Below are 24,149 nucleotides of genomic sequence, written 5' to 3'. Positions count from 1 at the left end.
ACCCGCACCCCTATTTGCGATTCTATTCGAGGCACGCTCCAATGCATGACACGAAACAGAATATCCTTATTCTGATGGCCGACCAGCTGACGCCGTTTGCGCTTGCCGCATACGGACATCGTTTAACCAAGACCCCTAATCTCGATCGCCTCGCGAAACAGGGCGTGGTATTCGACTCCGCGTACTGCGCCAGTCCGCTGTGCGCGCCGTCGCGCTTTTCTTTTCTATCGGGCAAGCTGCCGTCCGCGATCGGTGCCTATGACAATGCAGCAGAATTTCCGTCGCAAACGCTAACGTTCGCGCACTATCTTCGCGCCGAAGGGTATCGCACGATCCTGTCCGGCAAAATGCATTTCTGCGGCGCCGATCAGCTGCACGGATTTGAAGAGCGACTCACTACAGACATTTATCCCGCCGATTTCGGCTGGACGCCGAACTGGGACGATTTCGAAACGCGCCCCACGTGGTACCACAACATGAGTTCGGTGGTCGACGCGGGTCCGTGCGTGCGCACGAACCAACTCGACTTCGACGATGAGGTCACGTTCACCACACGCCAGAAGCTCTTCGATATCGCGCGTGAGCGGCATGCCGGCAAAGATGTACGGCCGTTCTGCATGGTCGCCTCGCTGACGCATCCGCATGACCCGTACGCGATTCCGCGGAAATACTGGGACATGTATGCGGACGAAGACATCGAGCTGCCCGCACATCGCGATTCGCTAGATGAAGCCGATCCGCATTCGAAGCGCCTGCGCCACGTGTGCGAAACCGACCGCACGCCGCCGACTGACCAGCAAATTCGCAATGCAAGACGCGCCTATTACGGCGCGATCTCTTACGTCGATGACCAGTTCGGTGCGATCCTCGAGGCACTCGAAGAGTCAGGGCTCGCGAAAGATACCGTTATCGTGGTGACGTCCGACCACGGTGAGATGCTCGGCGAGCGCGGGCTCTGGTACAAGATGACGTTCTTCGAAGGAGGCTGCCGCGTACCGTTGATCGTTCATGCGCCGCAGCAGTTCGACGCGCATCGTGTGCACGAGTCGGTTTCGCATCTCGATCTGCTGCCCACGTTAGTGGAATTGGCGCGCGGCGAACAGCCCGCAGTCTGGCCGGATTCGCTGGATGGTCAAAGTCTCGTACCGCATCTGCGTGGCACGCAAGGCGCTGACGGCGGCCACGACGAAGCGATCGGTGAATACCTGGCGGAAGGCGCTATAGCGCCGATCGTAATGCTACGACGCGGGCGTTTCAAATTCATTCACACACCGGCCGATCCTGACCAACTATACGATGTAGCAGCGGACCCGCTCGAGCGCGAGAACCTCGCCGCGGGCGCCGAATATGCATCACAGGTCGCGGCATTTCGTGAGGAGATCGCACAACGCTGGAACCTCGCCGCGCTGCACAACGAAGTACTGAAAAGTCAGCGTCGCCGCCGCTTCCATTTCGAGGCCACAACGCAGGGCACGGTCGCGTCATGGGACTGGCAGCCGCATGTCGATGCGAGTCAGCGCTACATGCGCAATCACATCGACCTCGACACGCTCGAAGCGATGGCGCGTTTTCCCGCTGTAACGCGCTAACGTCTCCGCTCACAATTCAATCCATCCACAGGAAGCCGACATGATGAAAAAGCTCTTCAAACAGGCTGTATCCGGCGTTGCGCTGCTGTGCGCGGCGGCCACCTTTGCCGCGGCCGCAGAACCGCAGTCCTGCACGCAGGTCAACATGGCGGGGCCTGGCTGGACCGACATCGACGCGACCAATGCGATGACCGGTGTGCTGTTGAAGGCGCTCGGCTACCATCAGAACGTGTCGAACCTGTCGGTGCCGATCACCTATCAAGGCTTGAAGAAAGGCCAGATCGACGTGTTTCTCGGCAACTGGATGCCGGCGCAAGCACCGGTCGTGAAACCGTTCGAGGATGAAAAATCGATCGAGGTTGTGCATCCGAATCTGAGCAACGCAAAGTTCACGCTCGCCGTGCCCGACTACGTGGCGGCCGCAGGCGTGCATTCATTCGCGGACCTTGCGAAGAACGCCGACAAGTTCGACAGCAAGATCTATGGCATCGAACCGGGGGCGCCGGCCAATCAGAACATCAAGAAGATGGTCGACGACAAGGCATACGGGCTCGGCAGCTGGAAGCTCGTCGAATCGAGCGAGACCGGCATGCTCACGCAGGTCGACCGCGCGGTGCGTGAGAAAAAATGGATCGTGTTCCTTGCATGGGAGCCGCATCTGATGAACACGAAGTTCAAGCTGACTTACCTCGACGGCGGTGACAGGTACTTCGGGCCGAACTACGGCGGCGCCACGGTCAATACCGTTGCGCGTAGCGGGTACGCTGAGCAGTGTCCGAATGTCGGCCGCCTGTTCAGGCAACTCACATTCAATGTCGATCTGGAAAACGGCGTGATCACCGAGGTGCTCGAGAAGAAGACCGGTATTGCCACGGCCGCCACCGAAGCGCTCAAGCGCCACCCCGAATTGCTGAAATCATGGCTCGACGGCGTGAACACCGCCAGCGGCGCCAACGGCTTGCAAGCGGTGCAAACCGCACTCGGTGTGAAATAAGCCCGGCATTCCTGACTACGAGGTCGCTACCCGACAGATTCATGTCGCATCCGGTCGAATCCTCATAAATCTGGACACTTATTCTTGATCCGTCGATGCAGGCATGCAGATGATCGTATGCAGTGCCGATAGCTTCAATCAGCCTCGCCGGCTAGTTCAGGTTTAGCCGGCCAGGTCAGCGTGTGTGAGCTTCAATCCGTTTCAATCAGTCTCAGCCGATTTCGAACTGCCCGTCATGCGAGAAGCGCCGCGCGTTGGAAGACAACCCGCAGCAGGGATCGCTTTATCTAACGAAATACGCAGGCAAAGAGCAGGGGAGAACTAGATGAAGAAGAAAAATGCCGTTAGTCTTTCGGGACTCGCCCTCGCGGCAAGCGCGGTATGCGCACCGACGGCGGTCCATGCGCAGAGCAGCGTCACCCTGTACGGGATTCTGGACGCCGGTATCACCTATGTGAACAATGCCGGCGGCGCACACCAGTTCAAATTCGACGACGGCATTTCGTACGGCAACCGGATCGGCTTCAAAGGCGTGGAAGATCTCGGCGGCGGCTTGCAAGCGGTCTTCGTGCTCGAATCGGGTTTTCACCTGGGCAATGGCCAATATGCATTTGGTGGTGCTGAATTCGGGCGCCAGGCTTATGTCGGCATCAAGAACTCCTGGGGGACTTTCTCGTTCGGTAACCAGCTCGATATGACCGAAGAGTTTGTCTTTCTGTACAACATCTCCGCGTGGGCAAGCGGCTACGCGATTCACCAGGGCGACTTTGACCGGATGAACGGCGACCGTCTGCCGAACTCGGTGAAGTTCCTGTCGAACGATTTTGCCGGCTTCACCTTCGGCGGCATGTACTCGTTCGGCAACACCGCCGGCGACTTCCATCAGAAGAGCGCGTGGAGCGTGGGCGCGCATTATGACCACGGTCCGTTCAACATGGGTGTTGCGTACACGCAGTTGAACAATCCGTTCGGCATCTATGCGTTCGACCCGTACGCGATGATCGGCACGCACACGTTCCTCGGCCAGCCGACCGTTTCCGTCGATCCGGCCACTGGCGCGGTGACCGATCTGTATAGCTCGTCGGCATTCCCGGTGGATAAGCAAGGCGCGTTCGCGATCGGCGCCGCGTATACGATCGGCAACCTGATGCTCACCGGCGATTTCACGTACACGACGATCAAGGGCTTCGGGCAGACCTCGCGCATGCAGGTTTACGAAGGAGGCGCGTCGTATAACTTCACGCCTGCGCTGTCGCTGTACGGCGGCTATCAACACACGGCCTTCGAAGGCAATCACTGGAACCAGGGCTCGCTCGGACTGCACTACCTGTTGTCCAAACGGACCGATGTGTATATTTCCGGCGACTATCTGCGTGCGTCGGATGGCGTGAATGCGGTGATCGGCTACAGCTTCACGCCATCATCGTCGAATACGCAATCTGATGTGCGGATCGGGATGCGGCATTCGTTCTGAGGCATCCGTGGTGGGGCTGGCACTCAAGTGCCAGCCAGCGCCTGGGATCTCGGTGCAACACTCACTGCGCCGCGCCGTCGCCCTGTTTCTTGTGTTGCGACGCCATCCGTTCCTGCTGGGCAGGCGGTACCGGATCGTAGTGGCTGAGCTGGATGCTGTAGTTACCATGCCCGCCTGCGATGGCGTTCAGCCGCGACTGATAGTCGTTGAGTTCGGACAACGGCACCTGGCCCGCGACGACCACTGCGTTGCCCGCAGCCGAGCGTGTGCCATGGACCTGCCCGCGCTTGGCGGACAGGTCGCCGATAATGTCACCCATCGCGGCTTCCGGCGTCATCACCTCGATGTCCACGATAGGTTCGAGCAGCAGGGGCTGAGCTTTCAGCACCGCGTCGATGAAGGCCTTGCGCCCGGCGGATACGAATGCCACTTCCTTGGAGTCGACTGAATGGCTCTTGCCGTCGAAGACGGTGACGCGCACGTCCTGCATCGGGAAGCCGGCAAGCGGCCCGCTATCGATGACCTGAAGGATGCCTTTTTCTACGGCGGGCATGAACTGCCCAGGGATGGCGCCACCCTTGACGGCGTCGACGAACTCGAACCCCGTACCGCGCGGCAGTGGCTCCACGCGCAGCATCACTTCGCCGAATTGCCCGGCGCCGCCGGTTTGTTTTTTGTGGCGATGGTGCCCCTCGGCTTTGGCGCCGATGGTTTCCCGATAGGCGATTTTCGGTGGGCGCGTTACGACCTCGAGCTTGTACTGCTCGGATAGTCGCTCCAGCATAAGGCGCAGGTGTAACTCGCCCAGACCTCGCACCACCGTCTCGTTGGTGCCGACCGGGTGGTCGATGCGCAGACATGGGTCTTCGGCACTCAGCTTTTGCAGAATCTCCCAGAGGCGCTGCTCGTTGCCCCGGCGCGCAGGCTCGATCGCCAGTCCATAGATGGGCGTGGGGAAGTCGAGCGGAGTCAGGTGGATGTTGCCGTCCTCGGGGGCGTCGTGCAGCACGGCATCGAAACCGATCTCATCGATTTTGGCCGTGGCGCAGATATCGCCTGGGCCGGCTTGTGAGACATCTACGTGGTCCTTGCCCTGCAGCATCATCAGATGGGCGACTTTGAACGGCTGGCGTGCGTCGCCGATATAGAGCTGGCTGTCCCGCCTGATCGTGCCCTGATGGACGCGAAACACGGCCATTTTGCCGATGTAGGGGTCCATGACGATCTTGAAGGCATGTGCCAATACGTGCTTGTCGGCGACCGGTTCGGCACGCACGATTTCCTGGCGGCCGCGGGCATCGCGGTAGAAAAGGGGCGGGTTGCCTTCCATTGGATTGGGCAGGAGGCGGACGAACACGTCGAGCAATTCCGCGATGCCGGCGCCGTTGGCCGCTGACGTGAAGCAGATCGGCACCAGATGAGCCTCGCGCAGCGCCCGCTCGAAGGGCTCATGCAACTGCTCCGGGCTGATGGCTTCGCCTTGTTCCAGGTAAAGCTCCATCAAGGCGGGATCGATCTCGACCACCTGATCGACCAGCGCATTGTGCGCCGCCGCAACAGACAGGAAGTCGGCGTCGCCGGCGGGGTTGAAAAAGCAATCTACCACCTGGCTGCCGTTTTGCGCCGGCAGGTTGATGGGTAGGCATTCCTTGCCGAAGGCCTCCTGGATTTGCGTCAGAAGCCCCGGAAGATCGACCTTGTCGCGATCGATACCGTTCACGACGATCATTCTGCACAGCCTGCGATTTTCCGCCCACGCCATCATGCGGCGGGTGGTCATTTCAATGCCGGTCTGCGCGTTGATGACTATGGCGACGGTTTCAACCGCGGGCAGGGCGCTGATCGACAGCCCGGAAAAGTCCGGATAGCCAGGCGTATCCAGCAGATAGATGCGTGTATCCCGGTAGTGCAGGTGGGCGATGGCGGAGTTCAGGGAGTGGTGATATTTGCGTTCGAGCGGGTCGAAATCGCAGACCGTGTTGCCGCGCTCCACGCTGCCGGGGGCGCGCAACTCGCCACCCTGGTGGAGCAGGGCTTCGACGAGCGATGTCTTGCCACATCCGGCATGGCCGACCAGAGCGATGGTGCGGATGGCTTCGGGGCTGTAATGCATGGCCGCCCTCGTCCAGTAGTGGATGTGGGGCCATTATTGGCGAAAACGGACCGGTGTGCCATACGACGCCATCAGTGCTGACCCTTAAGCGGCTGGACATCGAATATCTGATTCGTCGGGCCGCGTTAAACGCAAGGCCGTTGCGCGTTCGCCAACATCGAACGAGGCGCAGAATTGAATCGTCCGGTAGACGCTATGCGCAGCCCGCTGCAAAGCCTGCGCGCCCCTCAGACGGAGGCCACAATGATCGATTTCAGAGAAGCCCGGGAGCGGATGGTTGTACGGCAAATCGCGGGGCGCGGCATCCGCGATTCCAACGTGCTATCCGCGATGCGCCGTGTGCCGCGCGAGGAATTCGTACCTGCACAACTCCGTGAATTCGCGTACGACGACAGCGCGTTGCCCATCGCGAGCCAGCAGGCGATTTCGCAGCCCGCCATCGTCGCGCAGATGATGGAAGCGGCCGAACTGGGTCCGCGCGACCGGATTCTCGACGTCGGCACGGGGTCGGGGTATGCCGCCGCAATTGCGGCGGCAATCGTGGCGCACGTCCATTCCGTCGAACGCGATCCGGTGCTCGCCGACGCCGCTCGCGAGACGCTGGCGCGGTTGGGCATTTCTAACGTGACTGTTCATCTTGGCGACGGCACGGTCGGTTTGAGCGACTATGCGCCGTACGACGCGATTATCGCCGGGGCTGGCGGCCCTCGTATCCCGCAGGCGTGGCGTTCGCAGTTGTCGATTGGTGGCCGGATCGTGATGCCGGTAGGGCGCGAGCGTCACCATCAGCGATTGATCAAACTGGTGCGTGACGGCGAACAGGATTACCACGAGTGCTGGTTGGGCGATGTGAGCTTCGTACCGCTAATTGGTGAGGACGGTTGGGCAGATTACTAGGTGCACGGCTGGCGGGTTTCGGTGCGAACGCATGACTGCTCAGGGTGCGGCCCCAGGAGCATATGTGACAAGCAACGGTACAACGACGCTAGAGCCGACCGGCTTCCATAAGAGCAAGCATCTGGACGGCCGCATCACCCGCATATTCGGCGATATCTTCTTCGCTGGGGCTTTTTAAACCAAGCAACGCATCGTCGAAAAGCCTGGCTTTCAGGAGTGCCGCGAAGGTTGCACCGGCGCCGTGCTTATTTCTTACTTCCCAGCCCGTGACAGGCAGCCATCGATCAAGGTAGCTCGTGAACAGTGCGTCGCGTGTGTCCGTCACTTCCTCGCGATAGCGGCGCGCCAGTTCGGGGAAGCGAGGTGCGTCCCGCGTGACTTTCAGAAGGGCGGGTTCACCAATGCCGAGTGCGTCGAACTCATGAAGAAGCTCAACGATTCTTCGCTCGATTTGCTGGAGCTATCGGGCGGTTCGCTCGAGCAGCCGAAGATTGCCGGCCTCACGCTAAAGGACGAGGGAGAAGACGCGCCGCGCGAAAGTACCGTCAAGCGCGAAGCCTTTTTCGTGGATTTTGCCGCCTCCATTCGTGCCGCGGCGAAGATGCCCGTGATGGTGGTGGGTGGATTTCGTACGACGGCAGCTATGATCGAATCGCTGGAGCGCGGTGAACTGGATGTCATCGGGCTCGGCCGTCCGATCATTGCCGATCCTGAAGTTCCGAAGCGCATTCTCTCTGGTGAAGTTGATCGTGTGCCTAGTCCCGAAACTGCGCTCCATCCGTTTCATCTTCTGCCATGGAACAACATGCAACTCGAGCGCCTGGCAGACGGGCTCGACCCGGATCTGTCGCTGGATGGCGCCGATGCCGTGGAGCAGTTCACGGAGCTCGAGACTCGCAACATAAGCGCATTACTGCAGCATCGCGCTTAGGCCATTGTTGCCGCATCGCCCGAACGCCGCCTCGCCTCAAGGGGCGTTCGGGGGCTACCAAGACAGACTCAGTCAGGCGCGGCTATTTGTACTCGACCAGCACTTCGCGGTAGGGGGTGCTACCCTCGTTGCGTGCCTTGTGCGTCGCGGGAACCTTCGCGCCCTTGCCGATCTCGGACAGCACTTCCAGATACCCGTTCTCGCATTTGAGTGAGTAAATCGCGCCCGTCGGCACTTCGAAGATGCCGAGGTCCCCGCCGTTCTCGTCGAAGATATGCAGGGGCGCACCTTCGATCGCGTACCACATGTATGAAAGCGTGTGGGTATGTACCGGCGTTTCCTCGCCTGGAGCGAGAACGAAGTTCCATACAATGACTTTGTCATTCTCAAATACCTTTTCACTGCCGACACCAGCCATGATCGTCTCCTTGAGTGTGCGAATGTAGCGAGAGGCATCTTGCATTGCAGCAAACACCATTCACGTTCGGACTTCAAAACGTGTTGGTCAGCCGCCGGATCGTACTTCGATAGCTGCGGTGCAAGAGAACCTGTACGCAGAGTAGGCGAATGTCCCACTTGTAGTGGCTCCGGCCGTATGCAGACTTGTCACAGACGAGGCCGATTTATCATTCCGGATGGTGACTTTTTTCGCGAAGCGGCCGAGACACCGCGAATGCTTTGAATTCATCGGGACGGCAGGAGGTAATTACATGTCGGAACCTTTACGAATCATTCACGGGCCGTTCGGAAGAGTGGCGTTGCTGCTGCTGGACAAGAGCATGGTCCTCCATGCGCATCGGGTTTCCCACGTCATCTTCAAGGAAGGCGGTCCTGACATCCAGTTCGGGGTCCGCAATCGTGAATATGTTTTGTCAGACAAGAACGTGCTACTCGTTAATGCGTGGGAGCCGCATTTCTATGAGCATCGCCCACAATCGCAGTCGACGGTGCTGCTCGCGCTTTATCTGGAGCCGGATTGGTTGAGGGATATTGACCGGCGTTTCGCGTACAGTATTCATCCCCGGTTCTTTCCGAGCTCTTCCGTACTGTTGCAGGGAAAGCTCAGCCGCCTTCATTCTGACCTGCTCGACATTCTGACCGACCGCGAGGGCCGGTCGCTTCAGGCGGTTCAAGGGCTGATCGCCGACATGACCGGCGAACTGGTCGGTAAATCGCTCCAGGGGAATGTACTTTCAGCAGCCGGACTCGTTGGTGGTATCGCGTATGACATCAGGATTCGTCATGCGATCGAAGCAATAAAACAGGCGAGGGGCCTTACACCCGACTTCGACGATCTCGCGCAAAGGGTTGGGCTATCGCGTCCGCATTTCTTCCATCTCTTCCACAAGCAAACCGGCATGACACCGGCGACTTTCAGCAGCATGCTGAGGATGGACCTGTCGATCGAGAGTGTTTCGCAGCAGGAAATGGCACTTCAGGATATCGCGCTCGATCTGGGCTTTGACTCGCCGGGAAATTTCACGCGTTTCTTTGTTCGTCAGCAAGGCGTGACACCCAGCCAATACAGACGCAGCGTTCAATATGTCCCTGGGGAAGGGCGGTGACAGCAGCGCGTAGCGATCGCTCTAGACCTGGCGCGAGGCGTAGCTCTGTATCGACCGTGCCCGACTCCGCGTGCTCACGGCAAATCAATTCAAAGAGCAACAATCAGGTGGTGCCTGCCAGCTTCAATGCATCGATGGTCATATGTGCACCGAGGGCAACCAGAATGACTCCCATAGTCCAGCGCTGAGCTTGCAGGAGTCCCGGGCGACTGGAGAGGAACGTCGCCATGCTGCCGGAGCAGACCGCCACGAAACCATTGACGGATGCAAACGCAACAATCAACGACGAACCGAGCACGAGCGATTGCCTGAGAACGCTGCCGTCCTGGTAGTTGATGAATTGCGGCAGCAGTGACAGAAAGATCATCGCGAGCTTGGGATTCAACAGACTAGTCGTCGCGCCCATCGCGAAGAGCCGGCGAGGCTGTTCGCGAGGCAACTCACGAACCTCCAGGGGAGAGCGGCCGCCGGGCTTCACAGCCTGCCACGCCAGATAGAACAGATACAGCGCGCCCCCTGCGCCCAGAACGCTGGCTGCATAAGGCACGCTCAGGAAAAAGGCGGTGATGCCGAACGCTGCCCCAAACATATAGAAGAGGTATCCGAGCATGACGCCCGCAAGCGAGATAAGCCCGGCCGTGCGTCCCTGCGCAATCGAGCGCGACATCACGTAGATCATGTTCGGCCCCGGTGTCACCGCAAGCATTCCGCCGACCGCCAGAAATCCGTAAATCGAAACCGTACCGTGCATTTTCCCGGGCTCCACCAAGTGGTCATTCGTCGTAGTATCGCTTTGATGAATACTCCAGTAAAACGGATTAAACTGAACCTATTACTCAGATTTTCTGACTAACGTGAAAAAACTCGATCTGGACGTGCTTGAAATGCTGGTGGCGGTCGCTGATACAGGATCGTTTGTTCGAGGTGCGGAGTCCGTGCGCCGGTCACCGTCGGCAGTGAGCATGCAGATAAAGGCGCTTGAAGAAGCGCTGGGAAAGCCGCTCTTCGTGCGAAGCACCCGCAACGTAGCGATTACCGCAGAGGGCAAGACGCTCCTCGACTATGGCCGTCGAATGCTTGCGATGCGGGAGGAAGCATGGGCGTCGGTGGTTCGCCCGGAGATGAAGGGCCGCGTAACCATCGGTGTTCCGGACGACTACGCTTCATCGTTGCTGCCGCAGGTTCTGGCAAAGTTCGCGGTGGCTCATCCGCGTGTAGAAATTCGGGTGATCGGTTTGCCAAGCAGTGAGCTTGTTCCATTGCTTAAAGACAATACACTCGACCTGGCTTGCTTCACGAAAACAAGGGGCGTCGCGGGCGAATTCATCCGATTCGAGCCAATGGTTTGGGTCGGGTCGCCCGCAAGAAAAGTGTGGAAAGAGCGCCCGCTTTCGATTGCCGTTTTCGCACATGGCAGTACTGCGCGTGCCCATGCCGTCAACGCGCTCCAACGGGAAAATATCAAATACCGAATGTCCTACGAAAGCCCGAGTTTGCTGGGCCTTATCAGCATGGTCGAAGCAGGGCTCGCGATAGCGCCTCTTGCAAGATGCAGCGTACCGGCGCACCTCGTTCAGCTATCGCAGAACGAAGGGCTGCCGCCGCTGAGTGACCTGGAAGTCGTCCTTGCACGCAGTGCGCGGTCTGGGCGACCGCCGTGCGATTTTCTGGCTGAACAGATTCTGGCTGATTTGAGGGTTTGAACCGGCCGCTCGATGGCAGAATCACCGCATAAAAAACGCTGATTGTCTGCGCTTTACCGCTGTAGGTCGGTGTCTTGACCAAACGTTTAGGCGTTGCTGGCGATCGGTGCCTCGAGAAGGCAACCAAACTCGCGGGCAAAGTCGACAGAGACGCGGGCGTGGACGGCGCCTTGCTTGTCAAAGAACCGCTGCGTCCCTCTGAGAGTGAACACACCTTCATGCCAGATGTTTGGATGGATGTAGAGACCCTGCCGTCCATCGAAGCGAAAGCACACGAACTTCTCCGGCGCGATGTCGTCACCGGGTAATGCCAATGGAACGTAGAAGGGGCGATGGCCGAGAGGGAAGAACAGTTGCCCGCCGTCTGGGTGGTAGTTCGCGTGCCAAAGCAGCATGCGTTCCGGTGCGTTGGCGTGGTCGTCGCGGGCTGCTTCAGGCTCCTTTGCGTATGCAAGGATGTAATTGCCACCGACAGCGTCGTTTCGACCGTAGAGAATGTCCCCGCGCCATTCGCTGACGAATGTGCCTTCGGTTGTGCCTGCTTCATCGCCAGTTCCGGGGTCTATGGGCCTTACTCCGATCGCCGGCCACTGCACAATCTCGATCGAGCACTCGTTTGGGTCTGTTACAAGCCTGCCAAATCCAGTGAGGGAGTCTGGAGTCGCGTCGACCACGGGCATCGACACGTGACGGAGCCCAGGAGGAAGGGCTGGGTTGAGGTAATCTATTTCTTGGGGCATGCGAGGAGTTTATATGAGTCAGAAGATACTGACTGCTGATGCTCGGACCGGGCTTGTTTGATGGTGTCGTCGAATATTCTTAATTTTACATAATATAAACAGACTTGCTAACTAAAAGCTGGCGTCACACCTGTGGAACCAAAGCCCCACAAGCGTTAGCGGGTAGCGCCAGCCACCGAAAACCCTTGGAAAATTTTTCCAAGAGGCCAGACCAAACAGCGCGTGCCTCATCGCTCTTCGCGCGCTCGACCTGCATCGAAAAAAGAATCTCGGCCGGATCGATTTCGCACAGATAGGCGAGTTTGATCGCCATCGCGTCATCAAAATGACTACGGCCCTTGCGGTAGTTCGTGATGCCGGAAGGGCTTACGCCGAGCAGCTTCGCGAGGGCGTAGTCGGACGGAAGGTCCCGCTTGATCTTCGCGAGATCAAGGTAATGATCGCAGCTCTTCATGGAAAAACCCCTTTAATTTCAACCCGAAGCAAAGGTACTGCAAGTACCTTGCTAGTGCAATATGCAAGAAACTTGCAATTGCAAGGTACTTGCATGGTGCAAGAGTCTTGCATTATGCTTGCGCCTGTCGCCCGGCAACCGGTTCCCAACCCCGCCGGTGCTGGAATAGCTACCCAGCCGCCGGGCGAGTTTTGCGCCGTACATCGTTCAAGGGGTTGAACAAGGGGAAGTCAAATGAAGCACATTTCGTTACAAATCACACGCCCTGGTTACAGACCGGTCGCGCTTGATCGACAGGTTGTAGACGCCGCATGGCGCGCTCTTATGGACTCAATGCAAAAAATTGTCCGCAAGTGGAGTTCGGTTGCTCTGGACGGTTTAGCAGGAGCGTACTGAGCCGGTGAATTGCAGGTTTCAATTGCCTGCCTCTTTCAAGCGTGGCGGACAGACGCGAACGCCACGCTCGGATAACTAGAAAGAATCAGTATCGAAGTGGAGATTTCATGTTGCCTATGAATCGGACTACTAACGTAGTGAATGGCGAGTCTGATGCAATTCGCCGTGAGTTGAACGCACACAACGAAACACAACGGGCGCGCTACCGGGCGCGTGCGGCAAGCATGACTGCATTGCGTGCCCGTCAACAAGGACGCACGCATTTATCCGCCGTAGGTGTCGCATGACGGATGGTGATATCGAACAGGCGCAGCCGCGAGTAGTGGCGCCGGGTGTCGTGGAGTGTGGTCCGTACTTTGGTTACTTTGAACGGCATGCACGTGGCGGCTACTTCGTCGTCGGGGGGCGTCAAATCCACTGGTACGAGGAAACCCCGCCGCTGAGTGCGTCGTACCTGCTGACGCGCGACGAGGCACGTAGCGCAGCGTTGCATGAGACACGAGGGCGCGTGTGAATCCTGATCTCGCGCCCAATGAACCAAGACCCGGCCGTGGAGAGTTGATTGAAGACCTCGCGGCATTTGGGGTCGGGGCGGGGGTGCTGGTAGCCCCGTTCGTCGTTTACGCCCCACCGCGAAGCGCACATGCAGATCGAGCGGCGGCCCAAGCGCTGGATGAATTGCGGCCCCTCCTAATCAAGCTCGCACGGCGTCGTCGTGTCATTCGCTAGGAAATCTCATGAAGAAACGAAGCCTCGATAGGCCGATGCCCCTGTGGGCAATTTGGCTGATTTCGGCCGCTGCGATCCTCGCGTGGTGTGGTGTCCATGGAGAGACTGGCGGCGATGCGTCGGTGCCTGTGCGGCCGGTTGTTTGTAGTTGAACGATCAGGGGGCAACGCATGTACGTCTATATCGAAACCGAGCGCGTCGAAAGCGAAGATGAATTTACCCGCGTGAACTACACAGTCGGTTTCTTCGATCCGTCCGGTCGATGGCGGCTGGAATCCGCCGATCATGGTTCACCAGAAGAAGCGGCCCGCCGCGTCGCGTGGCTGAACGGTAATCTGACTGAGCACCCGGCAGGCGAGTGATGTGGATATACGCGAACGCAGTGGCGACCGAACTGCCGAACCTGCCTGCCGTGCAGAAAGCGCGTAAGCGCCTCCCTTACAAATGGTATCGACGTGCATATCGGACGGCCGAGGACGCGGGTCGCGAAAGCGCTCGAAAGAGCGGTACACCGTATCTATTCGACATGAACGCGGCCGCGCGCAGCATGGCCGCGTTTGTGGGCGAACACGCGCCGGATTCTATGCCGGTGCGCCCCGATGCATCCGATTTCGAAATCTGCATGAAAGCGCGCACGCTCGCCAACGACTTTGTGTTTCGCGCGTTCGGTCTTGACTCCAATAAAGCGCTCGTAGTCGCGGCTCGTACATGCGCCGCGTATGGTGTGCCAATGCCGGCATTCGATGACCCGGCGCAACAGGTGCTGCGTGTGAAGTGCGAACTGTGGTGGCGCCGCCAACTGCGACGCCTGCATATCCGCACGTTGGAACATTCGAACATCCGCCTGCATTACGTCCACTACAAGGCCGAGCCATACGCGAGCGACGATGCTGTTCGTCGGCGCATCGCGCAGAATCGGCGCAACGCGGCCACGCTCGAAGCTGTTACGCTGGAAAACGAACTCGGCCACCGTTTCACGCTCGCCGAGCTGGCTGCAAAGAGCGTTTCCAACAAAGCGCTGAAGCGCGGCGAGCTGATGACTCGTCTACGCGGCTGTGAAGACCTGGCGGTGGCGGCGCACTTTGAAGGCGTGATGTTCACGCTCACTTGCCCGAGCCGCTTTCACGCAATCCGGCAACTAGGCGATGGCACGCGGTTCATTCCCAATAAGAAATACAACGGCGCTTCCGCTCGCGACGGGCAGGTGTATTTGCGCAAGGTGTGGGCGCGGATTCGTGCGCAGCTCAAACGGGAGGGAGTGACCTATTTCGGTATGCGCGTGGCAGAGCCGCACCACGACGCTACACCACACTGGCACGGCCTGATTTTCTCGAACGATGTGGACCGCGTGTGCGCGGTGATACGCGCCCATGGCCTGCGCGATTCGGGCAATGAGGCCGGCGCGCACGAACGGCGTGTGAAGTTCGAACGAATCGATAGTGCCAAGGGCTCGGCAGTGGGCTACATCGCGAAGTACATCGCCAAGAACATTGACGGCCACGCGGTCGGCGATCACAAGACGCAAGAGGGCTACATCGTCCAAGCGGATATGTGGGGGGAAGACGAAATTACGCCGTCGCAGCGTGTCGAAGCGTGGGCCGCGCTGTGGGGTATCCGACAGTTTCAGCAGTTCGGCGGTGCGCCTGTCGGCGTGTGGCGCGAGCTGCGACGTGTGAAGGTTGAAGACCTGCCGGCCGCAGAAGAATCCCCTGCAATCGTGGCGGCATGGCACGCGGCGCAGAAGACTGAAACCCATAAAGCGGACTGGGCGCAATACGCGCGCGCCATGGGCGGCGTTGCGGGCGAAGAGCGCCTGATCTACGTCAAACGCACTACGCAGCACAGGGAAGGCCGGTATGGCATCTCGCCTGTCAAGGTGGCACACGGCGTTGCGGCAACCGGCGTTGCCTACATCGTGGACGGCATGTGTGCGTACTCGAAGGAAACAGAGATTTTTGTTCCGGCTACTCGCTACGAGTGGCGGAAGGTTGAGCGCAGCGGCGAAGCCGCGAGCACTCGGACTTGTGTCAATAACTGTACGCGCACCGTTCGACTAGGGGCGGCCGATCCGGTTGCGCAGTTGGATCGCAGCAAAGAAATCAGCGTCGGGGGGGAAGGGGACGGCGCGAAATGGGGTCAATGGAACCTGTAGAGCGAGGAATTCCCATGACACAAATGAAGATCGATTGCCCGTGCTGCGGCGGCGAAATTGACGCACGCCATACCGAAGGTTTGTCTACAACGCTGCGGCGTATCTACTTCGTTTGCGAGGACTGCGGGTATCGCACCCCGGCGGGCTTTGAAATCCTTTTCTCGCTGTCGGCGTCGTCCCGTCCGCGCGAAGGCGTGTTGCTCGAAGTGCGGCCGTCGCCGATGCTGCGCGGCGCGGTGAATGCGCGCACGACGATGCATCGGGAGAGCCGCCCGTGAGATTCACAATCGTTTGCCCACATTGCGGCGCGCGCGGCATCGCGCGCGCGATGGAAAAGAAGTCGGAGACGGATTGGGAAATTGACTTTCAGTGCGATGACGTAACGTGCGGTCACACGTATCGCACAAAGCTCGAAATGTTCCCGCCCGAATTGCCAATACCCAAACGGCAGAGACGAAGCAACACCGAATTGCAGTTTGATCTTTAACCACCTCCGGGGGAGCGAAACAGGATGACTTTGCCAATGAGAGCACCACCAGCATTACTCGCGCTCGCGGCCACCATAACTGCGGCCTGTCTGTCGATACTATCGGGGTGGCAGCGGGGCGGGTTACTCGCGGAGCGTGTGCTTCTGGTCTGCGTGGGCGTCGTACTGGTTGTCGCTACTCACCTGCTCCCTGCATTGTGTCGTCCGCATGGCTGGCGGATTCGGGCGCTTGGCATTGCGCTATGGATTGGCTGCATGACGGCAACCTGTTACGGCCACGCGATGTTTTTCGTCATGGCCCAGAAACACGCCGGCGAAGTCCGCGCGGCGGTCGTTCCCGGAATCTCCGCTCCGTCTCGCAATCGGGCAGAGATTGCCAGTGACCGCGTCAGCCTCGTAGCACGACTAGCCCGCGTGACCGAACGCAAATGCGGCGACCGATGCGCAGCGGTTCGCATCGAACGCACGACTCTCAATGCGCAACTCGACGCACTCGACGCCGAGTCGGCCGAAGCAAAGCGTCGCCAATTGGCGTTCGACCGTGCGGACGCCGAGCGTGCAGCGGCGAAAACTAATCCGCTCGCAGGGCTGTTGACCGACTTTGGCGTCGCGGCCGGTGGCGTCGATCTCGTAGCCGGTATGGCGTTCGCCGTCGTCGTTGAGGGAGTCGCATGCTTTTGTTGGCTGCTTGCGCTATGGCCTACCGACGGGACCGACACCACAGTCACGACCGCACGGGAAGTCCGTGACGGACTCTCAGTCACGCGAGTCACGGGCAATAGTACGTTGGTCCCGTATGCCGGTAATGGTGCGACCGGACGGCGGAATACTGCCGACTCACCGGCTGTCGAGCAGGCGAATGAACTTACTCGAGTGTTGACCGCAGTAAGCAACGGAACGCTACGCGGCACCGTCACTGAGATTCGGAAGCACCTTGCATGCTCCCAGGCAAAGGCCGCAGCTCTCCGCAAACAGCTCGCGCAACAGATGCAATCCAGTCGCGAGACCAATGAAAAATGATCGGAGTTGGCTGACTGCGGCCCGATGCAGTCGGCACAATCCAACAACATTTCGGCAATCGCGTCGACGAGTCCTCAAAATCGGTCTGTTGCTATCGCCAGCGGCGTACATGCGACCTACCGATTTTTCTTGCGTTGGGCAGCTTGCTTCGCTATCTCGTTTGAGCGCGGTCCAGGTGAAAATCCGGATTTAACACCCTTGCGCACGTCTGTTGTGTCGGGAAACGCCCCAACCATCAAATTCGTTGCTTCTTCCATCGTCTCGGCTGCGATGTTCAAAAAGCGAGTCAGATAATTTCTGTCACTGACGTTCTCCAACCCAGTTCCCCGGCCATTTGGCTCCAGACGATAGAACGATAAAGGCAGGATATGCGTGTTCTGTGAAAGCAAGTCCCAAAGAACACTAAACGTCTTCGGTGCTATACCAAGCTTATTCAGTCTTTCATCCCGCGAGTCGATCATTAGATACTCACCAGCGAGAAACCGCTTTCGCTTTGGCTCTGGCATGGACAGGAAGAAATCGTTCTTAAGGAGCCGCTCACGAAGTTCGTCCGCCTGCGCACTTAAGGATGCGACCTGATCTCGGCTCTCTAAGCCTGTAAACAGCTTGATGCGCCTCATGCAGTCGTTAAGGTGCATGATGTTGATCTTAGTGGACCACTCCTCGGTTGACTCAGGGGTTTCGATGATGTACGAGAAAAGTTGATACCCTTCCAGAATCGCTCGTACGTGCGGTGCCGCGCAAGAAAAATCCCAATCCCAGTGGTCGGATTTCACCCATCGCGTAAGCGGAACCGCTCGAATCAACGCGATCCCGTGCGCGCAAAGACGCGTGAACAATTTCGTCGCATGGCCTTTGTGAGCCTCGACAAATCGTCCCGACGCCGCTTGGCTTACCGCGACCGCTTCGCAGATGGCTGAGTCAAATTCATTTAATGCGGCGACGTAGTCGCTTCTCGTGGCGTCTATATCTTCAACGGCTTCCTCGGCAACAGAATTGAGATCATCCGGTCTTGACGGATCTTCTTGTGGGGTCATATGGGAGAGGCCATTAAAGGTTTTCAATAGGTCGGATCGGCGAACGTCCGTTGCTGTCTTTTAGATGCGGGCATTCGAACGGCCATCTTAACCTGAGAGCGAGCGACGGAAACTGGCCAAACGGCCACGAGATAGGCATGCGGCGAAGTGCGTGGAAGATCGGTTACGCGCATCAAATTGCATCATTTGGCCGGCTCCGAACCGATCGCGAATTCGGCGCAGACAGGCCCTACAGCGGCTGGCGGCATCCTGCATCAAAACCAGCGCCTCAAGAGGAGGGCAGGCGGGGAGGGGGACTGCGATCCTGAAGCCGCCCGGACCACTCAGTGTACGTAGAACCGACCAGCGGCAACAATGGGCCCGCGCCGCGTTGCTGGATCGCGACCAGCCCGTCATGATCCGGGAAAACGAGTCGGGAGCCGCTGCGTACTTCTAGGTTCAGCGACCTACGGGCACTCGATGCCGCTACGCTATGTAGCTCGTTGGTTGCTTCCAATATTCTTACGGGCGCGTGTTGGCGTTTTCGCCACCTAGAGCGGTCTGGGCGGCATGCTACGATTCTCGAAATGCACACACGGAGGTTATTATGTCCCGCGAGTCCGAGTGGATCGAGGCCATCCTTCGAGGCGAATTTTCCGATGATGTTGAATTCCAGGAGGGCAGTCGTCCGAACCACGTCGTCGTCAACTGGGCAGTCGTCGGGCCTGACGATGCGCCGCGACGTAACGCGCCGTTCGTCATCGTCGCAGATATGGAAGCGATCGACCGATACGACTCAAGTAATGCTGTAGAGCAGGCGAGAATAGAGGCCCGCGTATGCGAGATAGTCGGGCATCGGCGCCGGCGCTACGATCCGAATGGCCCCGTCGATGTTGCCACCCCGTTCGTCGTTCAGATTGACGAAGGCGATCTCTAACTACTGTCGAGCACGAAGGGACTAGGCAAATGCAAGTATGGGGGAAACCGCTGGAGTTCTGGGACGCAGCGTCTGTTTGGTTGATATGGATCGCCGCCGTTTGTGGCGCCGTGGCTGCGATCTCGGGGCTCTTCGGAGCAATCGTTAGTAGAGAAGTAACCGCAGTCACTCAGCGGGAATCGGATGAGCGTCTCGCTGCGTCGAACGCATTGGCGGCGAAGTCAAATGAGGCGGCAGCAACCGCGGTGTTCAAGTTGGAGCAGCTCCGTGCACAGGTCGGGCCGCGGCAGTTCAATCGTGCCGCGTTTCTAGAGGCGCTCCGGGGCGAAACCGTGGGCAGCGTTCAGATTGTCTATCTACGAAACGACCCTGAGTGTTTCGACGTCGCACAGCAGGTTTGGCACCTCTTAGAAGATGCGGGCTGGCAAGTCACGCCACCTGCCCCGATCTTCGACGGTAGAAACGACCAACCTGCCGCAATGAACGTTGACGGCCAGCCCGCTGGACTGACGGTCGTGGCCTCGATTCAGTCGCCGGCGGAAGCGGAAGCGGAGCTACTTCGCACAAATGGCCAAGCTTGGGCGCACACGCCGTTTACAACCCTGACGTATGCGATTGAGCGCGGCATTGGCAGGGTTGCGACGCACATTAACGGCCCGAACCATCCCGCGCCTGGCACACTACGTGTCGTGGTGGCGCCTCGCTAGGACCCGCGTAATAGACGATGGCCGTTCGGACTCGAAGCCGGTCGTTGAAACCACGCGGCGTCGAAGAACCGCGCAGGGTCATCTTATGCCTTTTGCATGAAACGCACGCCCTAGGCTATCTCCGCGCTCGGGTGTGGGACGCGGTACGGCTAGGATGCGGCATTCGAAGGGGATGCCGAGATCGTCAATCGCGTGCAAATCTGTGATGCTTTTGCAAGATTTGCACGGCTACATGCAGTATTCTGGCCGCGCTCACAACGCGACCGCTATTCAACTCTCCGGGAAGCCTGAAACGTGCCAAGACTTTTGTTACGAAGCAACGGTGTGCTGCGTCACTTGGCATCCGTCAATGTTATGCACGACGGTTCCATCAAACTCAACTTGGTCCGAGATGGGATCAGCGAGAGGGGCTATCAGTGGTCTGGTGAAAAAGATAGCGTAAGTCCCGTCTTGGAGCGTGAATCCGCTGAGCCCAAAACAAAGTCAATAACGATTCATACGAGTGGGCGGATAAACTACCACTTTGGCGGAGGCCACATCCATTACGTGCCTTGCCTGCTGGACCTTGATGTCCCCACGCCGATCGTCGGGTATTCGATTCCTTGCGCGCAGCTTCTTGACGAAGTCGGTCAACTCCGCAACGACGACTGGATTTCCGACATTCCGCCCGAAAGCAATCGTCGAATCGCTTTCTCGTTTGTTGTGCTACCAGCTGTTCTCCCCTTACAGGCGGGGGAACTTGGCAGATTTGGCGTAGAAGGCCTTTATGCGCTCAGTTGGGGCGCCCATGCTGACGCGACGCGAGCCGACCTACCCGAGGACGTGTTCACGACGTTTCGGCCTCACAACGGACTAGATAAGCAGGCCATTGCCGAGGAAGTTGCCTATTTACGTTTCCGACGCGCGATGTATGCGAATGACGTGACCGCGGCAGTTGACGCATTGCCAAACAGAGACGAAGTTACTGCTGAACACATCGAGGCAATGATTGAGGAAGGGCCTGGCCTCTACCCTCCGAACAATGAGGGCGTTTGGACCTTGCTTACCCGGGTACCAATGCGCATTGCGCCCGAGGTTGTAGTTGAATTTGAAGACGCAAGATACCGAGCGGTAATAGTAGAACTACGGCCCGGTGACACTCGACTTTCTACTGTGCGCGTACGGTTTAAAGTTTTCGATGAACAGGCGAAGGGGTATGTGAAGAGTCATGTCGCCATTCGTGGGTGGACGCTCGACGCCCGTCTGTAACGGCGCGTGCTGGCCGCTTTGAGATTTTGTCGAGCGCGGGCGTTGCGTCATCGTTATCAGCCGAGTTCTCGAACCTGAGGTTCTGGACCGACTTAGTACTGACCGGCCGCTTTTGCATTTTTCGAAAGACGGCTTAGGGGCGGATATATCCGGTCGCAGTAGGCTGAATGCTGCTCAAGCTGTGGCGGCCGCCCGCTTGATAGTGTAGGGATTGAACCGCACGACCTCGTCGCCGATCCACTCATTGAGCTGCGTAAAGCGGCGCTGTAACGGTTCGATCTCGTTGGCCCCGAATACCTCGGCCGCCGTGTCTGCGGCCCCAAATCCGCCCGTATTGCTCGGCACCACGCCGATAAGCTGCGGCGGTACGCGGTGCGCGGCGAGCAAATCGTCGCGCGTCACGTTCTTGATGTTGAAAAACTCGTCTTTCGCCGTGACCTCGGACACCGGGATTAGCTGAATGCCTTCCTTTTTGCCGTTCGGCGCGTACATGAAGAGGTTGCGGAAATTGCCTGGTCCCTTGCTGTTTTTCAACGCCTCGCGCAACGCGTCAACGTCCTCCTGTTTCTGAGCCGCATCCGTCATGTACAGGATGAACCCGGCATGCGATCCGTTCTCATAGTAGCGCCGGCGAAACAGCGTCGCCGACTCGTTCAACCATGCCGCGTGCAGCGCGCCGAGATATTCAGGCAGGCCATACACTTCCTGATTGATATCCGGTTCCATCAGGTTAAAGATCACTCCCGGTTCAAACTCGTGCCTTTCCTGTATTCCGTTGACCTGAAAGAAGCGCTGCAAGTCGGTCGCACGTCGCATGTACTTTGCCGGCGCCCGCTTGAGCGCGAGCGTGCCGCCTAGCCGGTTCTTTTGCTTCTCGATCGGGCCGTTGCCAAACACCAGGAAATCAAGCGCCCACTTGTCGAATTCCTCGCGCGAGAGCAACTTGTGCGGGATGAACGTGGACGACAGCACATTGCGCTTGAAGTAAATCGCCGAACTGTGATGCACGCCGGCGCGAAATGACTTCGCAAGGCCGGCGAACGACACCGGCGGCTCAAACCATTCGCCGGCCGACCAGCTTTCGACGTAATCCAGGATCTCGGCCCGATCCATAACCGGCATCGGGTCGCCGAACGTGAAGGCCTCGGCCCGCGCCGGCGGTGCTTCAGCCAGCGCCGGCGCTGCGGCGTGAGTGTGGTTGTGTCTGCGCTTGCTCAATTTGAAAACTCCATAAAGCCAGTGTTGTTGGCGGTAATGCCCTCTAGCGGTTCATTGCCGAGCGCATGCAGGCAAGCCCATGCAAGGTCCGCGTGCCCGGTTTCCTCGCTGCGGCTCGCCTCATAGGTGACTTGTTTTCCGCTCGCGGTCATGGTTTTACGGATAGCCATGAAGGATTGCGCCAGGTCGGTCCATCCCGCATCGAACTCGAGTCGGCCCTTGCCGATCACCGACAGGCCTTTGAGTACGAGCCGCCCTTTAACCTCGGGCGAGTAGTTGAGCGCGACCGCGTTCGGGTAGAACTGGCGAACGAGCTGGTACACGCCCTGGCCGATGCCGGTCGTATCGATCGCCATGTATTCGACGTTGAAATCTTGAGTGACACGCCTGATCGCATCGGCCTGGGCTTCGAAGTCCATGCCGCGCCATTGCTCCTTGTGCAGTACGCGAAACTTGCCACCCGGCAGCGCCGGCGGCGCCACCACGATCAAGCCGGCCGAGTCGCCGGACAAGGCAGGGTCATAGCCAACCCATACAGGGCGATAAGCGAAAGGACGGGGTGCCAGGGGCTTGAAGTCGTCCCATAGCTCCCACGAATCCACCATGCAGCGCTGCAAGTCGGCGAGCGGGAAAATCGATGCTGTGTCATCAATGAAGTGACACATCAACAGGTTGAGATATTCCTCGGGGCTGTACTCAAGCCCCAGCTCGGCAAGATCGAACAGATTGCAACCGCCGGCAACGGCGTCTTCAACCGTCACGATCTGGCGCCACTGCCGATCCTCGCAAAGCCGGCCGCGTGCGAGCGCCTTGTGTGTCACGTCCAGGTGAAGATGATCGGCCTTGGCGCGGCCGCGGTTGAAGTGATCGCCGGTCCAGAAGGAATACGCTTCATGCTGCATGCTCGATGGCGTGGAGAAATAGGTTTTTCTCCACTTGCTATGCATCGCCATGCCCGATGCAACCTTGTTCAGCTTGCGAAAGCCACCGACCCAGAAATACTCATCGAAATAGAAGTTGCCGTGATAGCTCTGCGCGGTGCGGGCGTTCGTGCCGAGAAAGTAAAGCATTGCCTCGTTCGGCAACAGGATTGGCTCACCGGACAGGTCAACATCGGCGGCCTCGCGCGCGAACTGGCACATGTACTGCCGGAACACATGAGCCTGTGCCTTGCTCGCCGATAGAAAGATCTGGTTCCGGCCTGTCTCGATGGCATCAACCAGCGCCTCACGGGCGAAATACCACGTCGCGCCGATCTGCCGCGATTTCAGGATATTGCGCGTGCGCTGATCGCGCTGGCGATACCAGACCTTCTGATAGTCAAACAGGGAATCGCGGAAGGCCTCGACGATCCTGTCGCGCTGCTCGTCGCTGAATTCGTTGCGTACGGCCTTGGCCTTGCGCGGTGCCGTGTTGCGCGCCTCGATCGCGGGGTTTAGATCGCTCTCCCTGCCTGTCTCGCGGTACTTGTGGACACGCGCCATGCGCTCGACTTGGCGCATGAGCAGATCGACCTCTTTGAAGTCACGGCCGTCTTTTTCCGGCTTGGCAATCAGCACCGCAAGCCGCGTTTCTAACGACGACTCGATGCGCTCGATCGGCGTCGCCTTGTCCCATTCGTCGCGCTGTTTCCACGCCTCGACTGTCGCGCGCTTGATCTCCAGATGATGTGCGATCGACGTGACGCGCCAGCCCTGCCAGTACAGCGCGCGGGCTATACGGCGGGGGTCGGCATTCGATTCAAGTACAGCGACGATTTCAGCGGTTTCTAGCATGGCC

Annotated in this window: 25 protein-coding genes; 16 read left to right on the top strand and 9 right to left on the bottom strand. The window is 58.8% G+C overall.

Going from position 1 to position 24,149, the window contains the following annotated elements:
* Positions 1 to 41: 41 nt before the first annotated feature.
* The 3 genes from betC to PQQ86_RS29625 all read left to right on the top strand — a co-directional run bounded on the left by betC (position 42) and on the right by PQQ86_RS29625 (position 4,057).
* Positions 42 to 1,589 carry a choline-sulfatase gene (gene betC, locus PQQ86_RS29635; protein WP_408275140.1) on the top strand — a complete coding sequence of 516 codons (1,548 nt, stop codon included), beginning with the start codon at positions 42 to 44 and terminating at the stop codon, positions 1,587 to 1,589.
* Between the two features lie 40 nt (positions 1,590 to 1,629).
* Complete coding sequence (locus PQQ86_RS29630; protein WP_408275137.1) at positions 1,630 to 2,583, top strand: choline ABC transporter substrate-binding protein; 954 nt, start codon at positions 1,630 to 1,632, stop codon at positions 2,581 to 2,583.
* 325 nt (positions 2,584 to 2,908) lie between these two features.
* Positions 2,909 to 4,057: a porin gene (locus PQQ86_RS29625; protein WP_408275134.1), complete on the top strand. Its 1,149-nt coding sequence runs from the start codon at positions 2,909 to 2,911 to the stop codon at positions 4,055 to 4,057.
* Positions 4,058 to 4,118: 61 nt separating this feature from the next.
* Here the strand turns inward: PQQ86_RS29625 and fusA are convergent, their stop codons facing one another.
* Positions 4,119 to 6,170 (bottom strand): elongation factor G, encoded by a 2,052-nt coding sequence (gene fusA, locus PQQ86_RS29620; protein ID WP_408275131.1) that lies wholly within the window; start codon positions 6,168 to 6,170, stop codon positions 4,119 to 4,121.
* Between the two features lie 243 nt (positions 6,171 to 6,413).
* Between fusA and PQQ86_RS29615 the strand changes: the two genes are divergently transcribed.
* Positions 6,414 to 7,067: a protein-L-isoaspartate(D-aspartate) O-methyltransferase gene (locus tag PQQ86_RS29615; RefSeq protein ID WP_408275128.1), complete on the top strand. Its 654-nt coding sequence runs from the start codon at positions 6,414 to 6,416 to the stop codon at positions 7,065 to 7,067.
* 88 nt (positions 7,068 to 7,155) lie between these two features.
* Here the strand turns inward: PQQ86_RS29615 and PQQ86_RS29610 are convergent, their stop codons facing one another.
* Positions 7,156 to 7,392, bottom strand: a complete 237-nt coding sequence (locus PQQ86_RS29610) for a hypothetical protein (protein ID WP_408275124.1) — start codon at positions 7,390 to 7,392, stop codon at positions 7,156 to 7,158.
* Positions 7,393 to 7,488: 96 nt separating this feature from the next.
* Between PQQ86_RS29610 and PQQ86_RS29605 the strand changes: the two genes are divergently transcribed.
* Positions 7,489 to 7,998 carry an oxidoreductase gene (locus PQQ86_RS29605; RefSeq protein ID WP_408275120.1) on the top strand — a complete coding sequence of 170 codons (510 nt, stop codon included), beginning with the start codon at positions 7,489 to 7,491 and terminating at the stop codon, positions 7,996 to 7,998.
* An 82-nt stretch (positions 7,999 to 8,080) separates the two neighbouring features.
* Here PQQ86_RS29605 and PQQ86_RS29600 read toward each other — a convergent pair whose 3' ends face one another.
* Positions 8,081 to 8,461 carry a cupin domain-containing protein gene (locus PQQ86_RS29600; protein ID WP_408275116.1) on the bottom strand — a complete coding sequence of 127 codons (381 nt, stop codon included), beginning with the start codon at positions 8,459 to 8,461 and terminating at the stop codon, positions 8,081 to 8,083.
* Between the two features lie 247 nt (positions 8,462 to 8,708).
* On the opposite strand from PQQ86_RS29600, the gene PQQ86_RS29595 reads away from it, so the two are divergent.
* Positions 8,709 to 9,563, top strand: a complete 855-nt coding sequence (locus PQQ86_RS29595; RefSeq protein ID WP_408275113.1) for an AraC family transcriptional regulator — start codon at positions 8,709 to 8,711, stop codon at positions 9,561 to 9,563.
* Positions 9,564 to 9,666: 103 nt separating this feature from the next.
* Here PQQ86_RS29595 and PQQ86_RS29590 read toward each other — a convergent pair whose 3' ends face one another.
* Entirely contained in the window at positions 9,667 to 10,314 is a 648-nt protein-coding gene (locus PQQ86_RS29590) for a LysE family translocator (RefSeq protein WP_408275110.1), read from the bottom strand.
* Between the two features lie 103 nt (positions 10,315 to 10,417).
* Here PQQ86_RS29590 and PQQ86_RS29585 point away from each other — a divergent pair, with 103 nt between their 5' ends.
* A complete protein-coding gene (locus tag PQQ86_RS29585; RefSeq protein WP_408275108.1) occupies positions 10,418 to 11,266 on the top strand; it encodes a LysR substrate-binding domain-containing protein in 849 nt (282 codons plus the stop codon).
* An 86-nt stretch (positions 11,267 to 11,352) separates the two neighbouring features.
* On the opposite strand, the gene PQQ86_RS29580 is transcribed toward PQQ86_RS29585, so the two are convergent.
* Both PQQ86_RS29580 and PQQ86_RS29575 read right to left on the bottom strand, forming a co-directional pair.
* Positions 11,353 to 11,946, bottom strand: coding sequence for an ureidoglycolate lyase (locus PQQ86_RS29580; protein WP_459252435.1), 594 nt, complete (start codon positions 11,944 to 11,946; stop codon positions 11,353 to 11,355).
* Positions 11,947 to 12,130: 184 nt separating this feature from the next.
* A complete protein-coding gene (locus tag PQQ86_RS29575) occupies positions 12,131 to 12,460 on the bottom strand; it encodes a helix-turn-helix domain-containing protein (RefSeq protein ID WP_408275102.1) in 330 nt (109 codons plus the stop codon).
* 679 nt (positions 12,461 to 13,139) lie between these two features.
* Between PQQ86_RS29575 and PQQ86_RS29570 the strand changes: the two genes are divergently transcribed.
* The 6 genes from PQQ86_RS29570 to PQQ86_RS29545 all read left to right on the top strand — a co-directional run bounded on the left by PQQ86_RS29570 (position 13,140) and on the right by PQQ86_RS29545 (position 17,244).
* On the top strand, positions 13,140 to 13,370 hold the full coding sequence (locus PQQ86_RS29570; protein WP_408275100.1) for a hypothetical protein: 231 nt from the start codon (positions 13,140 to 13,142) through the stop codon (positions 13,368 to 13,370).
* A 385-nt stretch (positions 13,371 to 13,755) separates the two neighbouring features.
* Positions 13,756 to 13,947 carry a hypothetical protein gene (locus PQQ86_RS29565; protein ID WP_408275099.1) on the top strand — a complete coding sequence of 64 codons (192 nt, stop codon included), beginning with the start codon at positions 13,756 to 13,758 and terminating at the stop codon, positions 13,945 to 13,947.
* Entirely contained in the window at positions 13,947 to 15,737 is a 1,791-nt protein-coding gene (locus tag PQQ86_RS29560; protein ID WP_408275097.1) for a replication endonuclease, read from the top strand. The genes PQQ86_RS29565 and PQQ86_RS29560 overlap by 1 nt, the downstream gene beginning before the upstream one ends.
* Before the next feature lie 14 nt (positions 15,738 to 15,751).
* Positions 15,752 to 16,015: an ogr/Delta-like zinc finger family protein gene (locus PQQ86_RS29555; RefSeq protein WP_408275094.1), complete on the top strand. Its 264-nt coding sequence runs from the start codon at positions 15,752 to 15,754 to the stop codon at positions 16,013 to 16,015.
* Entirely contained in the window at positions 16,012 to 16,224 is a 213-nt protein-coding gene (locus PQQ86_RS29550; protein ID WP_408275091.1) for an Ogr/Delta-like zinc finger protein, read from the top strand. Before PQQ86_RS29555 ends, PQQ86_RS29550 begins: the two co-directional genes overlap by 4 nt.
* A 36-nt stretch (positions 16,225 to 16,260) precedes the next feature.
* Positions 16,261 to 17,244: a hypothetical protein gene (locus PQQ86_RS29545; protein WP_408275089.1), complete on the top strand. Its 984-nt coding sequence runs from the start codon at positions 16,261 to 16,263 to the stop codon at positions 17,242 to 17,244.
* Positions 17,245 to 17,360: 116 nt separating this feature from the next.
* Here the strand turns inward: PQQ86_RS29545 and PQQ86_RS29540 are convergent, their stop codons facing one another.
* Entirely contained in the window at positions 17,361 to 18,281 is a 921-nt protein-coding gene (locus PQQ86_RS29540; RefSeq protein WP_408275086.1) for a hypothetical protein, read from the bottom strand.
* Between the two features lie 586 nt (positions 18,282 to 18,867).
* On the opposite strand from PQQ86_RS29540, the gene PQQ86_RS29535 reads away from it, so the two are divergent.
* The 3 genes from PQQ86_RS29535 to PQQ86_RS29525 all read left to right on the top strand — a co-directional run bounded on the left by PQQ86_RS29535 (position 18,868) and on the right by PQQ86_RS29525 (position 21,152).
* Positions 18,868 to 19,197 carry a hypothetical protein gene (locus tag PQQ86_RS29535; protein WP_408275083.1) on the top strand — a complete coding sequence of 110 codons (330 nt, stop codon included), beginning with the start codon at positions 18,868 to 18,870 and terminating at the stop codon, positions 19,195 to 19,197.
* Positions 19,198 to 19,226: 29 nt separating this feature from the next.
* Entirely contained in the window at positions 19,227 to 19,904 is a 678-nt protein-coding gene (locus PQQ86_RS29530) for a hypothetical protein (RefSeq protein WP_408275080.1), read from the top strand.
* 324 nt (positions 19,905 to 20,228) lie between these two features.
* Entirely contained in the window at positions 20,229 to 21,152 is a 924-nt protein-coding gene (locus tag PQQ86_RS29525; protein WP_408275077.1) for a hypothetical protein, read from the top strand.
* Positions 21,153 to 21,326: 174 nt separating this feature from the next.
* On the opposite strand, the gene PQQ86_RS29520 is transcribed toward PQQ86_RS29525, so the two are convergent.
* On the bottom strand, positions 21,327 to 22,370 hold the full coding sequence (locus PQQ86_RS29520) for a phage portal protein (protein ID WP_408275074.1): 1,044 nt from the start codon (positions 22,368 to 22,370) through the stop codon (positions 21,327 to 21,329).
* On the bottom strand, positions 22,367 to 24,145 hold the full coding sequence (locus PQQ86_RS29515) for a terminase ATPase subunit family protein (RefSeq protein WP_408275071.1): 1,779 nt from the start codon (positions 24,143 to 24,145) through the stop codon (positions 22,367 to 22,369). Before PQQ86_RS29515 ends, PQQ86_RS29520 begins: the two co-directional genes overlap by 4 nt.
* Positions 24,146 to 24,149 lie beyond the last annotated feature (4 nt).

The organism is Paraburkholderia sediminicola (assembly GCF_046026675.1).
Classification (GTDB): domain Bacteria; phylum Pseudomonadota; class Gammaproteobacteria; order Burkholderiales; family Burkholderiaceae; genus Paraburkholderia; species Paraburkholderia sediminicola_F.
The sequence above is the reverse complement of the archived record's forward strand: the minus strand, read 5'-3'. Positions and strand labels throughout refer to the sequence as shown.